The following is a 14,089-nucleotide window of genomic DNA, read 5'->3' as shown; positions in this document are numbered from 1 at the left end:
TCCCCGGCGTGAAGGCGTTGTCCGACGTGGACTTCACCGCTCGCGCCGGGGAAGAGCTTGGACACGCCGGTGACGGAGAGCATCTCAGTAGGCCTTGGTGATGTCCGTCTTGGCGTTGGCCTCGGTGTACGCGCTGTCCTTGATGACGATGTCCTGCGCGACTTCCTCGCCCTTGGTGAAGCTGTCGAGGGTCTGGAAGGCGAGCGGCCCGAAGCGCGGGTTGGACTCGACGACACCGCTGATCCAGCCGTCCACGATGCCCTGTACGGCGTTGCGCGTGCCGTCGATCGTGACGATCTTGACGGCGCCCGGCTTCTTGCCCGCGCCCTTGAGGGCGTTGACGGCGCCGAGGCCCATCTCGTCGTTCTCGGCGTAGATGCCCTTGATGCCGGGCTTGGACTGGATGAGGTTCTCGGTGACCGACTGGCCCTTCTCGCGGGCGAATTCACCGGTCTGCTGGAACACCACCTTGAGGCCGGGAGCCTTCGCCTTGATCTGGTCCACGAAGCCCTTGGTGCGTTCCGTGGTGACGTTGTTGCCCGCCGCGCCGAGCAGGATGGCGATCTCGCCCTTGCCGCCGGTCGCCTCGATCATCTGGTCGGCGGCCCGCTTGCCCTGCTCGACGAAGTCGGAGCCGATGAAGCTCACATAGTCCTTGCAGGCGGTGGCGTTGATCTTGCGGTCCACCGTGACGATCGGGATGTGCTTGGACGCCGCCGTGCGCAGCACGGGCTCCCAGCCGTCCGAGTTGAGCGGTGCCACGACCAGCACGTCGGCGCCCTTGGCGATGAGGTCCTGGACGTCGCTGATCTGCTTGGAGAACTGCGACTGGGCGTTGGCGGTGAGGAGCTTGACCCCGCGCTTCTTCGCCTCCGCCTTGATCGAGGCGGTCTCGGCGATCCGGAAGGGATTGGCTTCCTTCTCGGACTGCGAGAAGCCGACGGTGGCGTTCTTGAGATCGAGCTTCTCGCCCCCGAAGGCTTCGAGCGTGCAGGAGGGCCCGGAGCCGGCGCTCGGGGAGGCGACCTCCTGGCCCGCGTCGGCCTGCTGCTCGGTGGCCTTGTCGTCGGTGGAGTCCTCGGACTTGGTGCATCCGGTCAGCGCCAGGCTCGTGAGAAGTCCGGTGGCGAGGAGGGTGCGAGCGGTGGTGCGGCGAGGAGATGCGGTCAACTTCATGAAGGTCCCCAAAACGGCGCGGCCCCGGAGCTGCGAACACTCCCGGGAAGTTCGGCACTTGACGGTCACACGACGTGCACGGCGTTCAGGGGAGGTTTTTACATCGTTGGAAGGGGTGTGTAAACCCCTCCGTCCGAAATCTCGATCAATTGGTTCGGCCGTCCTCAGCGGCGTCCCAGGGTGCTCTCCCTCTCCACCAGCCGGAACTCCGCGGTGAGTTCTCGTCCGCCGGGTTCCTGGCGGCCCGAGAGACTGCGCAGCAGCGAGGCCACCGCGAGGCGGGCGATCGCCTGTTTGTCCGGCGCGATCGTCGTCAGCGAAACCGCTCCGAAACGGCTCTCGGCGATGTCGTCGAAGCCCACCACGGCGATGTCCCACGGCACCCTGAGCCCGCGCTCGTGCAGCACCCGCATGGCGCCGATCGCGATGAGATCGTTATACGCGAAGACCGCGTCGGGCCGCATGCCCGCGTCCAGCAGCTCGGCCATGGCCCGCGCGCCGTCGTCCCGGTCCCAGCCGCCGACGGGCACGATCAGGTCCTCGTCGGCCGCCACGCCCGCCGCCGCCAACTCCGCACGCCAGCCGTCGAGTCGCAGATGGGCGGGGCGGTTCGCGGAGTCCGTCCGGGCGCCGAGGTAGGCGATCCGGGTCCGGCCGCGGTCGAGCAGGTGGCGCACCGCCGCCCGCGCGGCGGCCACGTTGTCGATCGCGATGTGGTCGAAGGGCAGGCCGTAGGTGCGCTCGCCGAGCAGCACCAGGGGCACGTCGTCGGCCCGGCCCTGCAGATCCTCGGCCTCAAGTTCCAGCGGGCTGAGAATGAGACCGTCGATCACACGGGCCCGGAAACCCTGGCTGACCAGCAGTTCCTGCTGACGGTCGCCCCGCGTGTGGTCGAGCAGGACCGTGAACTCGTGCTCGGCGGCGGCGTCGATCACCGCGCTCGCGAGCTCGGCGAAATAGGGGTTTCCGAGCTCGGGGATGGCGAGCGCGATGATGCCCGTACGGCCTTTGCGCAAATGCCGGGCGGTGAGGTTCGGGCGGTATCCGAGCTCGTCGATCGCCTCCTGCACCCGGGCGCGCATCGCCGGGGTGATGTGCGGATAGTTGTTCACGACGTTGGAAACGGTCTTGATCGAGACGCCGGCCCGTTCGGCCACGTCCTTCAGGCTGACCCGCAAAGGATCTCCTCGGCATCGACGGGAACTCCGCGACCGGAGCTGTGTCATGAACCTGGACAGCAGGCTGGGAGCCGTGCTCTCATGCGAGCTGCCTCTGCTTCCAACGTTGTACAGACTGAAGCTCCGAGCCGCCACCCTTCCTCACCCTAGGAGGATTCGTGCGCATCAGACCACTCAGAAACCGTTTCGCCCTGCTCGTCGCAGCGGTACTCGGTGCCGCGGGACTTGCCGCCGCACCCGTCGCGACAGCCGTGGAGGATCCCCCCGAGATCCACGGCCTCAAGGGCGAGTACTACACCCAGTCCGCCCCCGGCGCCTTCGACTTCGCCGAGCTCAAGGCCACCGGATTCGACACAAAACTCGACTTCGACAACCTGGAGTCCCGGCTGAGTTCCGCCACCGGCCGGTCGGACGACGCCAGCGTCCGCTGGACCGGCCGGATCGTGCCGGAGAAAACCGGTCCCACCACTTTTTCGGTCATCGGAGACAACGGCTTTCGTCTCTGGGTGGACGGGAAACTCGCCATCGACCACTGGGTCGACGACTGGGACCGCGAACAGACCGCGGAACCGATCGACTTGACCGCGGGCACGGCCTACGACTTCAAGGTCGAGTACTTCGAGCACTTCGGAGGCTCCAACCTCCACGTGCGCTGGACCCCGCCCGGCGGCACCAAGACCGCCGTCCCGCAGTCGGCCTTCCTGCTGCCCGCGGGCTACGACTACAACGGGGCCGTCGCGGGCACGGTCCTCAAGGACGGCCGCACCCTGCGGCTCGACTTCGTCCAGAAACTCAAGGCACCCCCGGCCGGTCTCACCGACCACCTGCAGGCGGTGATCGGCGGAACCGCCTGGCCGCTCGGCAAGGCACGGCTGAACCCGGCGGACGCCAAGTCGCTGCTGATCCCGCTCAAGGAGCCCGTGGTCGGTAACAAGACCGGCACCGCGCGCGGCACCGCCGATGTGCGCTACGACGGATCAGGGGGCCTCTCCGGCCAGGACGGCAACGTTGTCAGATCCTTCTGGAGCAGCGGCACCAACCAGTCGACGTACGAGCTGAGCACCCGGTGGGGCGACGACGTCACCCCGGCCAACGCGCACCGCGAGTACCCGCGGCCCCAGCTCACCCGCGACACGTGGCAGAACCTCAACGGCACCTGGCAGTTCGCCGGCGCCGAGGCGGGCGAGCAGCCCCCCGTGGGCCGCACACTCGCCGAGAAGATCCTCGTCCCGTACCCCGTCGAGTCCCAGCTGTCGGGCATCGAGCGGCACGAGGACCGGATGTGGTACAAGCGCACCTTCACCGTGCCGAAGGACTGGAAGATCGGCTCGGGCAAGCGTCTGCAGCTCAACTTCGGCGCGGTCGACTGGCGCTCCGAGGTCTACGTCAACGGCACCAAGGTCGCCGAACACCAGGGCGGCTACGACAAGTTCAGCGCTGACGTCACCGACGCGCTCAAGCCCGGCCGCACCCAGGAGCTGATCGTCGGCGTCTACGACCCGACGGACGCCGCGGACGGCGAGAACCCGCCCGTCGGCAAACAGCGCCTCGACCCGAGCGGCATCTGGTACACCCCGTCCTCCGGTATCTGGCAGACCGTGTGGATGGAGCCCGTCGCCGCCGACCGCGTCGAGTCGCTCGCACTCACCCCCGACGTGGACGCGGGCACGCTGACGGTCGCTCCGAAGGGCGTGCGCGACGGAGTCCGGATCACCGCGACCGCGTACGAGGGCAAGCGCAAGGTGGCCACCGTCTCCGGCCGCACGGGCAGCCCGCTCACCCTGAGGATCCGTGACGCGCGGCTGTGGTCGCCGGACGACCCGTTCCTGTACGACCTCAAGGTCAGTGTCGGCACCGACCGTGTCGGCAGTTACTTCGGCATGCGGTCCATCGCCGTCGAGAACGTCGGGGGGACCCCCCGTACCGTCCTCAACGGTGAGCCGATCTTCATGATGGCCACCCTCGACCAGGGCTTCTGGCCGGACGGCCTGCACACCGCCCCGAGCGACAAGGCCCTGGCCTACGACCTCAAGCTGCACAAGCAACTGGGCTTCAACTCGGTCCGCAAACACATCAAGGTCGAACCCGACCGGTGGTTCTACTGGGCCGACAAGCTCGGCCTGATGGTGTGGCAGGACATGCCGGCCATGACGGCGGGCGTGAACCCGTCGGCCACCGCCCGCGCCACCTACGAGCGCGAGATGAAGCAGATGATCGACGAGCACATCAGCAGCCCGTCGATCGTCATGTGGGTCACCTTCAACGAAGGGTGGGGCCAGTACGACGTGGGCCGCATCGCCGAACAGGCCAAGGCCTGGGACCCGACACGCCTGGTCAACAACCAGTCGGGCCTCAACCTCGGCGCCGACGGCGGCACGGGCGACATCATGGACGAGCACGGCTATCCGAGCCCGGCACTGCCACCGAACCCGGACGGCAGACGGGCCACGGTCATGGGCGAGTACGGCGGCCTCGGCCTGGCCGTGCCCGGACATGCCTGGTCCGTGCAGCAGTCCTATGTCGACGTCGACCCGGCCACGTACACCGACGACTACCTCACCAAGCTCGACGAGGTGCACGCCCTGGCCTGCCGGGGCGGCAACGGCGCGGTGTACACCCAGATCGCGGACGTCGAGGGCGAGCTCAACGGGCTGGTCACGTACGACCGCGCGGTCGTCAAGCCCGATGTGAAACGGCTCAAGGCGGCCCACGAGGCCCTGATCGACGACGTGTCACGGGCGACCCCCACGGGCTGCGTCTGACATCGGCTGCCGCTGACATCGGCTGAGCCCGGCACCCGGGCCGCCCGGCGAAACGCCTCCCCGCCGCTCGCCGGGCGGCCTCGGCACCGGCCTCCATGTTTCACCGGAGGTGGGTGTTCCGGCCGCGGGCTTCAGTAGCCCGCGGCAAGGTGCACAGTTGCGGCGGCGCCGGCCAGGTGGCCCGACGCGACGGCGGACGCCATGGACGGCGGGACCGAGGTGGCCGCGTCCCCGGCCGCATAGAGCCCGGAGACACCGGTCCGGCACATCGCGTCCACCTTGATCGCCTCGACGCTGAGCATCTCGTCCGGTTCGGTAAGGCCCGCTCCCACGTCACGGGCCAGTGAGGAGCGCTGGTAGAGGGTCGTCTTGACCAGCAGGGCGCCGATGGGGAGTTCGCCGCCGTCGGCGAACACCGCGGCCCGTAACTCGGCTCCCGGCCCGTCGAGGCGACTGATCGGCCGTTCGTCCAGGCCCACTCTGCCGACGGCCAGCTGTTCGCGCTGCTGGTCGGTCAGCTCGCTGCCGTTGGTCAACAGCGTGACCCGGTCGCTCCAGGCGCGCAGGTTCAGCGCGCCGTGCACGCCGACCGCGCCGCTCGCGAGCACGCCCATGGGGCGACCGGTGACTTCCCAGCCGTGGCAGAACGGACAGTGGAAGACCGAACCGCCCCAGCGCTCGTCCATGCCGGGCAGCCGTGGGTAGCGGTAGTCCATTCCCGGTGCCAGAACCATGCTCCGCGCCCGCTCGCGACGGCCGTCGCCGAAGGTCACGGTGAAGCTTCCGTCGTCCTCGTGCACGCCGTGCGTGACCTCGCCCGTGTGCAGCTCGACGGACGGGTAGGCCATCAGTTCCGTGCGCCCCGCGGCATAGAACTGGGCGGGAGGGCGTCGATCGTGCCCGAGCAGACCGCCGATGCCCGCTGCGGCGAGGTTGCTCTGCCGGCCGGCGTCGACGACCAGCGTGCTTCGCCGGGCCCGTACGAGTGTGAGCGCGGCGCTCAGTCCGGCGGCCCCCGCGCCGACCACGACACAGTCCCTCATGCCGGAACCGCTGCCGCCGCCGATGTCGTTTTCGTTCATGACACCCACTGAACCAGCCGCTGACGTGCACTGACATACACGGACGGCGCGGCGGAATACGCGTTTGCCCGGCGGATAGGATCGGGCGGGTGGACACGGTGGACATGATCAGTCAGGCGATCTCCAGCCTTCGGGTCGGACGCGGAACCGTCCGGCAGTTCCGGCAGTCGGGATCGTGGGGCATCCGGTATTCCGGCTTGTCCGGGAGCGGGTTCCACGTGGTCCTGCGGGGCACCGGCTGGCTCGTCACCGCCGACGCGCCGCCCGTCGCGTTGCGGCCGGGGGACGTCGTCCTGATCACGTCCGGAGCCGACCACGGGCTCAGCCACACCCCGTGTGCGCTTCGCGAGCTGCCCCAGGTGACGTTGAGCCTGGACCAGCCGCCCGCCGGCCCCGCCGACTTCGAGTTCCTCTGCGGCGCCTACCGGCTGGACCGCGGGCAGGTGCACCCGTACCTCGCGGTGATGCCCGACCCGCTCGTGGTGTCGCCCGACCATGACCGGTTCCCGGCGCTGAGGTCGATCGTCGGCCTGCTCGACGACCACGCGTCGCAGGCACAACCGGGTACGAGAGTGACCCGGGCGGCCCTCCTCGACCTGATGCTCGTCCACGTCCTGCGGCAGTGGGCGGAGGACGAGAGCGCGAAAGGCCGGCCCGCGATCTCCGACCCGGCGATAGCCGCCGTGCTGCGCACGATCCACGACAAGCCGCAGACGCAGTGGACGGTCGCGCGCCTCAGCGACATGGCGGGCATGTCCCGGGGGGCGTTCACGAGACGCTTCACGGCGGTGGCCGGCAAGCCACCCATGACGTATCTGCGGGCCTGGCGTCTCAGTTGTGCCGCCCGGTCGCTGCGAGAGACCGACGCGTCGTTGGCCGTGATAGCCCGGCAGATCGGTTACTCGACGGAATTCGCTTTCGCCGGGGCGTTCCGTCGCGAGTACGGCGTCTCACCGGGTCGCTTCCGGCACGCGGACGGGGTGCCGGAACCGCAGGTCCCGCCGGAGTGGAAGTCGCCGCGGCGGGACGGCGCCCTGTCGGCAGGACGTCGGTCGTCCGGCGAGGCTGTCGGTGATCGGTAGGCGATGTGTCGGTGGACACCGGAAACCTGGTCGGCGGGGCGCTCCCGGAGAGCGCCCGCACCTCTCGCCCCTCAGCACCAAGGGAGCCGGCTGTCATGTCGTCCTCGTCCTCGTCGTCGTCTTCTTCCTCCGTACCGCCCTGGAATGTGCACCGGCTGCCGCGCGCCGATGACAGTGTCGTCCTGGTCACCGGCGGCAACGCGGGCATCGGCTACTTCGTCGCGGAGCAACTGTCCGCAACCGGAGCCACTGTCATCCTCGGCAGCCGCAGTCCGGAGAAGGCCGAAGCCGCCATGGCCGCGATCCGCGAGCGTGTCCCCGACGCCCGGGTACGGGCCCTGCGGCTGGACCTCGCCGACCTCTCGTCGCTGCGCTCCGCGGTGGACTCGCTGGGGTCGGCCCGTCTCGACGCGGTGGTCCACAACGCCGGAGTCGCACTCGACGACCCGCCGCGCCAGGAGACCGGGGACGGTCACGAGCTGATGTTCGGCACGAATCACCTCGGGCACTTCGCACTGACCCGGTGGCTGATGCCGCTGCTCTCGGCCGCGCCGGCGGCCCGCGTCGTGACCGTGGGCAGCTTCGCGGCGAAGTCCGAGCGGCTGGACCTGGACGACCTGGAGTCCCGCCAGGACTACCGGCCCAAACGCACCTACGGTCGTTCCAAGCTGGCGCAGATGTACTTCGGACTCGAACTCGACCGGCGGCTGCGCGCCGCCGGCAGCAGTGTGGCGAGCGTGGTGGTCCACCCCGGCGGAGCGCTGGACTCGCTCACCCCGCCACGGCCACCGGTTCATGCGCGCACCACCGCGGCACGGCTGCGCGCGACGCCCGCCGGCCTCCTCGTCCAGGGCAAGCACGCCGGCGCCCGGCCGGCGGTCCGGGCGGTGCTCGACCCGGCTGTGCGCGGGGGCCAGTTGTGGGGACCACGCGTCTTCGGCCTGCGCGGCAGGCCCCGACTCGAACCGATGTGGAGCCAACTCGCCGACACCGCCGTCGCGGAGCGGTTGTGGGACGCCAGTTGCGAGTTGGCCGATGTGGACTTCGGTGTGGTCCGCGGCTAGAACCTGCCCGGTCCAGGACCCGTCCGGTCCGGGCAGGGCACTCAGCTTGCCGCCCAGCCGGCGTAGAACAGCCCGACGCCGACGATGACGCAGATGCCCTGGATCGTCCAGAAGCGGACCACGACCAGGACCTCGGACCAGCCCTTGAGTTCGAAGTGGTGTTGCAGCGGGGCCATTTTGAAGACCCGCTTGCCGGTCAGCTTGAACGAGCCGACCTGGATGACCACGGACAGGGTGATCAGGACGAAGAGTCCGCCCAGCAGGACAACAAGCAGTTGGGTGCGCGAACAGATCGCCAGGCCCGCCAGGGCACCGCCGAGGGCGAGCGAACCGGTGTCACCCATGAAGATCTTGGCGGGTGAGGTGTTCCACCAGAGGAACCCGATACAGGAACCCATCAGCGCGGAGGCGACGACGGCGAGGTCCAGCGGATCGCGTACCTCGATACAGGAACCGGGGTCGGTGAGGTTCATCGCGTTGGCGCACGAGTTCTGGAACTGCCACAGACATATGAAGGTGTAACCGGCGAGAACCATGGCCGAGGCGCCGGTCGCCAGTCCGTCCAGACCATCGGTCAGGTTCACCCCGTTGGACAAGCCCAGGATCATGAACAGCGCCCATACGACGAACAGCACCGGCCCGATGGTCCACCCGAAGTCAGTGACGAAGGACAGCTTCAGAGAGGCCGCCGTCTGGCCCCGGTCGTCCGCGAACCGGATGGCCAGTACGGCGAACATGGTGCCGACGACCAGCTGGCCGGCCATCTTCGCGCCGGCCCGCAGCCCCAGCGAACGCCGCTTGACGATTTTGATGTAGTCGTCGAGGAACCCGACGACGCCCATGCCCGCCATCAGGAACAGCACCAGCACACCGGGATACGACGGGCTCTCGTCGGTGATGACCTTGGTCAGCACGTACGCGACAAGGGTGGCCAGGATGAAGGCGATGCCGCCCATGGTGGGCGTGCCGCGCTTGCCGTGGTGGCCGCGGGGGCCGTCGTCACGGATGAACTGGCCGTAGCCCTTGCGGGCCAGCAGCTTGATCAGGAGCGGCGTGGCGATGAGAGTCAGGAACAGGCCGATGGCCCCGGCAAACAAAATCTGGTTCATCGGACGGCGGTTTTCCCCTCGACTGCGTTCGCGTGCTGCACTGCCTCACCGGCATGGGTGGCTGTCACAGGGCACACCCTATGCATAGGTTCGATCTTCGTACGCCAGTGGGTAGTTGACGCGGACCCCGAGGGTGGTCGACGCGGCGGGCCCGGGCACCGCCACGCGCTCAGTGGACGAACCGCATGCTCAGTAGACGAAGGGGACCAGCTTGGCGGTGTTCTTCGCGTACTCGTCGAACGCCGCCCCGTACCGCTCGGCCAGGTACTTGTCGAGCATGGGAATGTTCAGGAACGAGAACATGCACGCCATGAGCGCCGGGATGATCAGGGCCCAGGGGCTGCCCGTCACCAGTGCGAACCCGGTGAACAGGACGACGTCACCGAAGTAGTTGATGTGCATGGAGTACTTGAAGAGACCCTGTGTGTAGAGCCTGCCCTTGTGCTCCGGCACCCGCTTCCACAGTTTGCGCTGGTACTCCGAGCCCGTGTTGAGGTACGAACCCACGAGGTAGAGGACCACGCCGAGCCAGGCGAGCGCGCCCACGGAGGCGGTGTCGGTGCCGCCCAGGTACGCCATCGTGCCGTGGATGACGACCACCCAGACGCCCACGGTCGCGGCCTCCGACCACTCCATGCTCCTTCTCAGCATGACGAAGGTCGTGGCGACGAAGCGCAGCAGGTAGATCGCCGAGAGGGCGAACAGCAGTCCCCGGCGCAGCGGCTCGGCCTGGTCCGGGTCGGTCCCGAACCAGTCCGCGACCGTGTCCGTACCGCCGAAGAGGAACCACCCCGCGGCCGCCACGGCCAGCGTGTTGCACGTGGTCACCAGGATCTTGGGGCCGGTCGAGGCGTCGTACCCGCCGTACATCTTTCACGCTCACTTTCCGAACTCACTCGGTGGGGGCCAGTTGTGGGGCACTGGGCTCACTGGGTGCTGGTGGGGGCTTCAGGAACGGGCCTTCGCCAGGCCGTCCTCCCGGCCCGCCGCCCCGGTCCGCTTCCGCCGGGTGCCACTCGCGCCCTTCGAGCCGTTGCTGCTACTTGTACCGTTGCTTGTGCCGTTGCCGTTGCCGTTGTCCTTGCCGTTGGTTGCGGAAGGCGTTTCGGCGACCGGTGCCACCGACGCCTCCGTGCCCACCGTCTCCGCCTGCGTCCCAGTGTTCGCCTCCGCCTTGAGCCGGTCGCGCATCTGCAGGAACTTGGCGTTCATCTCGTCGACCGCGATGAACTTGTTCACTCCGCGTTCGCTGACCTTGGGCTCCTGACGGAGCATGATGCCCACGTCCTGAGGGTCCTGGACGAGCCTCTCCATGAGGAGCGAGGCCCGCAGTATCCAGGGTCTGAGCGGCTTGATGGGAACCATCGTCCTGAGTTGCGGATACTCGTACAGCCGCATGATCGCCAGCGTGTTCTCGTCGTCGATCGGAGTGAGCCACGTGGTGATCTCCAGCAGACCGGTCTTGACGTGTGTCAGGCCCGGAGCCTGGTAGATGAGGTCGAAGTGGGCGCTGTTTGCGGGATTCGCCTCCTCGCACTGGTCGAAGGTGGAACGGATCGTGGTGCCGTCGACCTGGACCTCATGGTTGACGATCCTGTTCGCGGCGAGGTAGCGCTCACGGCCGTCCGTCCACAGCTTGCGCGCCGTGCCGTACATGAAGGTGTAGTCGATGTTGTTCGTCCAGTGATCCCGGTGCACGAAGGTCACGTGGTAGAACTCAAGAAGGCTCTCGATGTACCGGGTGTAGTGGATCGGCCGGGTCCAGGAGATCGTCTCGTGGGGCCGCGGGTTGCTCACGAGTTCGTGAGGCAGCTCGATCTCCGGAAGCTGTTCCCGCGCCGTGCCCCACCACAGCCACACCAGACCGTGCTGCTCGCGCACCGGGTAGGTCCTCAACTGGAGCGACTGGGGGATCCGGGCGTTCGCGCCGAGAGCGGGCACCACCTTGCAGGTGCCCTCGGAGTCGTAACGGAAGCCGTGGTACGGGCATTCGACCGTGTTGCCCTTGAGCCGGCCCTCGGCGATGTTGGCGCCCTTGTGAGGGCATCGCGCGCTCTGGCAGACGAGTTCGCCGTCGAGGTCGCGCCAGAGCACGAGCTCCTCGCCCATGCGTCGTACACCGGTCGGTCGGTCGTCTTCGATGTCGCAGGTCTGAAGGATCGGGTACCACTGATCGGGGATCATCTCGCTGCCTTCCTCGGGTGCACCGCCCCCTGGGGCGCGGCACGGTTCGCTGACGGACGCGTGCTCAGCCTTCGACTACTTCCACGACACCGGTGTCGCCGTCGACGACGACCATGTCGCCGGTGTTGATGCGCTGCGTGGCGTACTTGGTGTTGACCACGGACGGCACGTTGAACTCCCGCGACACGATCGAGCTGTGGGAGAGCATCGAGCCGATGTCGGTGACCACCGCGCCGGCGATGGCGAAGAGTGGCGTCCAGGAGGCGTCGGTGTAGCGGGTGACCAGGACCTCGCCGGGCTGGAACTCGTCGGCCTGCCAGACCAGGTCCTCCACGATGCGGGCGCGGCCCACGATCCGACCGGGGCTGGAGCCCAGCCCTTCGAGACGCGTCCCGTCGGCCGTCGGCCGCACCGCCTGCGTGCTGTCGTGCTCGCCGACGAACGTGAGCGGCGGTTCGGGCAGCCGGTTGTGGTACTCGTGCAGACGCCGCCGTTCGTCCAGCTCCGTACGGGGAAACGCCTCGCGTTCCGTGGCGCCACCTGCCAGATAGGCCCGCACGTCCTCGAAGTCGAGGAAGGCGACCTCGTCCAGCGAGTGCAGGACCCCGTCCGCGACCAGCCGCCCGCCCACCTCGTACACGATGTTCCTGACCAGCCAGATCGAGGTGATCATCGACATGCGGGTGGTCTCGCGGAGCTCGCTGCACAGGCTGTACATCGAGATGACGGTCTCCAGGACCTTCCGCTTGGGCAGCGGCAGCTTCTCCAGCGCGGCCCGGCCGTCGCCCTCCGCGCGGGCACGGCTGCGGCCCATGATGTCGTCGACGGAGAACCCGTCCGCGGCATAGCGGCGGATCATCTGGAAGATGTACGACGGATCGTCGATCCAGCGCGGATGGGTGAGCTCCATCTCCTGGCGCCCACGGGTGCCGTTGGCCCGCAGGAAGGGCTCCACCTGTGTGTCCCAGAAGGCCCGGCCCTCGGTGTCCTGGCGCAGCCGTGCCTCGATCTCGTCGAGCGGTGCCCCGTCGATGATCTCCATGACGCGCGGCCTGGCCTTTGCCGCCTGCGCCATGCCCCAGACCTCCTGCGCCGACGCGACCGTCCGCAGGCTCGACATGTCGGTCTTGATGCGGTTCTGCAGGTTGTCCCCGTCGGCCCCGAGCCACTTGGCGCACAACTCCGTGAGGACGCCGTAGAACCCGAACGCGTTGATGTAGTACGGCATGTAGCCCACGTGCGCGTCATGGAAGAAGCCGAGGTAGCGGCCCAGCTCGGCGTTCAGTTCCCGACGGCTCATCCGCGTCAGGTCCAGTCGCCGGGCGCGGTCGAACTCGTAGAGCCGCGAGCCGGCCATCTCCTCGGCACGGTGCTTCATGCTGAGCATCTCGGTGGCCGTGGCCTGCACCCAGTGAGCGGTGGAGCGCAGGTCCTCCACACCCCCGGGGAAGGTACCGAAGGGGTTCTTGTACGTCGCGAGGTCGACCTCCTCGCTGACGAAGCGCCGGGTGAAGTGGCGCTGGTCGCGGGTGGGCAGACACTGGCCGAGCAGATAGGCCGTGTAGGAGATGTTCAGGTAGACATGGCCCTGCAAGTAGCCCATCTGCAGGCCGACGTCGCCGGTGTCCCGTACGCCGAGCGCGGCGGCGCAGTCTCCGTGCACGTGCCGCTGGTAGTACCGCGCGAAGCTCAGGCCGAGTGGTGACATCAGTCCGACGAAGATCTCGCCGATGTCCATCCGCGACCAGAGCGTGCCGTGCTGCACGGGGTCGCTCTGCCGGCTGATGTACGGGCTGCGCTCCTTGTCCTTCGCCCTGTCCGGGGGACGCGTGGTGACCGGCCTGGTCTGCAGGAGGTGGAGAGTTCCGTCGCGCATGGCCCACTCGATGTCCTGTTCCGTGCCGTACTGCGAGCGCACCTCGACCGCGAGCCGGGCGAGTACGCCGAGCTGCTCCCGGGACAGGCAGGGCGCGTTGCGGTCGGCGGCGTCGACCTTGGTCATACCGATCCGGCCGGGGGCGAGGGGAGCGCACTTGGTCACCTTGTACCGCACGTGTTCCTCGACCACCTCCAGCGTGCGGTCGTCGACGACGAAGAAGTCGCTGGACACCCGCCCGGAGACCAGCCCCTCGCCGAGCCCGCAACAGGCCTCCACGACAAGGCGGTTCGGCCGTGCGCCCACCGGGTCGACGGTGAACAGCACCCCGCTGACATCGGCGTGGATCATCTCCTGCACGACCACGGCGATGGAGCCGGCGGGACCCGTCCCGTCGCGGTAGGCGGCGGCGCGGTCGGACCACAGGGAGGCCCAGCAGACCTTCACCGCGTCGAGCAGGTCCTGGTCGCCGGACACGTCCAGGACGGTGTCGTGCTGGCCGGCGAAGGACTGGGCGGCGGAGTCCTCCCGGCAGGCCGACGAACGGACCGCGACCCTGGGCCGGCCCAGGTCCTC

At 68.4% G+C, this 14,089-nt stretch carries 10 protein-coding genes; 3 read left to right on the top strand and 7 right to left on the bottom strand.

Translation table 11 applies throughout. The features are described from left to right. Nucleotides 1–84: 84 nt before the first annotated feature. Together AOK01_RS19830 and AOK01_RS19825 are read right to left on the bottom strand one after the other, a co-directional pair. Nucleotides 85–1,176: an ABC transporter substrate-binding protein gene (locus AOK01_RS19830; RefSeq protein ID WP_055513537.1), complete on the bottom strand. Its 1,092-nt coding sequence runs from the start codon at nt 1,174–1,176 to the stop codon at nt 85–87. Nucleotides 1,177–1,340: 164 nt separating this feature from the next. Beyond that, nucleotides 1,341–2,354: a LacI family DNA-binding transcriptional regulator gene (locus AOK01_RS19825; RefSeq protein ID WP_055513533.1), complete on the bottom strand. Its 1,014-nt coding sequence runs from the start codon at nt 2,352–2,354 to the stop codon at nt 1,341–1,343. A gap of 158 nt (nt 2,355–2,512) precedes the next feature. Here AOK01_RS19825 and AOK01_RS19820 point away from each other — a divergent pair, with 158 nt between their 5' ends. Next, nucleotides 2,513–5,116 carry a glycoside hydrolase family 2 gene (locus AOK01_RS19820; protein ID WP_055513531.1) on the top strand — a complete coding sequence of 868 codons (2,604 nt, stop codon included), beginning with the start codon at nt 2,513–2,515 and terminating at the stop codon, nt 5,114–5,116. Nucleotides 5,117–5,247: 131 nt separating this feature from the next. Here AOK01_RS19820 and AOK01_RS19815 read toward each other — a convergent pair whose 3' ends face one another. After that, nucleotides 5,248–6,198: an NAD(P)/FAD-dependent oxidoreductase gene (locus AOK01_RS19815; RefSeq protein ID WP_245702325.1), complete on the bottom strand. Its 951-nt coding sequence runs from the start codon at nt 6,196–6,198 to the stop codon at nt 5,248–5,250. Between the two features lie 89 nt (nt 6,199–6,287). Here AOK01_RS19815 and AOK01_RS19810 point away from each other — a divergent pair, with 89 nt between their 5' ends. Together AOK01_RS19810 and AOK01_RS19805 are read left to right on the top strand one after the other, a co-directional pair. Beyond that, complete coding sequence (locus AOK01_RS19810) at nt 6,288–7,280, top strand: AraC family transcriptional regulator (protein WP_245702324.1); 993 nt, start codon at nt 6,288–6,290, stop codon at nt 7,278–7,280. 95 nt (nt 7,281–7,375) lie between these two features. Further along, nucleotides 7,376–8,344: an SDR family NAD(P)-dependent oxidoreductase gene (locus AOK01_RS19805; RefSeq protein ID WP_055513529.1), complete on the top strand. Its 969-nt coding sequence runs from the start codon at nt 7,376–7,378 to the stop codon at nt 8,342–8,344. 41 nt (nt 8,345–8,385) lie between these two features. Here the strand turns inward: AOK01_RS19805 and mraY are convergent, their stop codons facing one another. From mraY to redH, 4 genes are all read right to left on the bottom strand, one after another. Further along, nucleotides 8,386–9,453 carry a phospho-N-acetylmuramoyl-pentapeptide-transferase gene (gene mraY / locus AOK01_RS19800; RefSeq protein WP_055513527.1) on the bottom strand — a complete coding sequence of 356 codons (1,068 nt, stop codon included), beginning with the start codon at nt 9,451–9,453 and terminating at the stop codon, nt 8,386–8,388. Between the two features lie 189 nt (nt 9,454–9,642). Then, nucleotides 9,643–10,323, bottom strand: coding sequence for a DUF1295 domain-containing protein (locus AOK01_RS19795; RefSeq protein WP_055513524.1), 681 nt, complete (start codon nt 10,321–10,323; stop codon nt 9,643–9,645). Nucleotides 10,324–10,401: 78 nt separating this feature from the next. Continuing rightward, nucleotides 10,402–11,637, bottom strand: a complete 1,236-nt coding sequence (locus tag AOK01_RS19790; RefSeq protein ID WP_055513522.1) for an aromatic ring-hydroxylating oxygenase subunit alpha — start codon at nt 11,635–11,637, stop codon at nt 10,402–10,404. A gap of 64 nt (nt 11,638–11,701) precedes the next feature. Continuing rightward, nucleotides 11,702–14,089 (bottom strand): undecylprodigiosin ligase RedH (gene redH / locus AOK01_RS19785; RefSeq protein WP_055513520.1); only part of this gene is annotated, 2,388 nt, incomplete at its 5' end.

The organism is Streptomyces aurantiacus (genome assembly GCF_001418335.1).
In the GTDB taxonomy this organism is placed as follows: domain Bacteria; phylum Actinomycetota; class Actinomycetes; order Streptomycetales; family Streptomycetaceae; genus Streptomyces; species Streptomyces aurantiacus.
The sequence above is the reverse complement of the archived record's forward strand: the minus strand, read 5'-3'. Positions and strand labels throughout refer to the sequence as shown.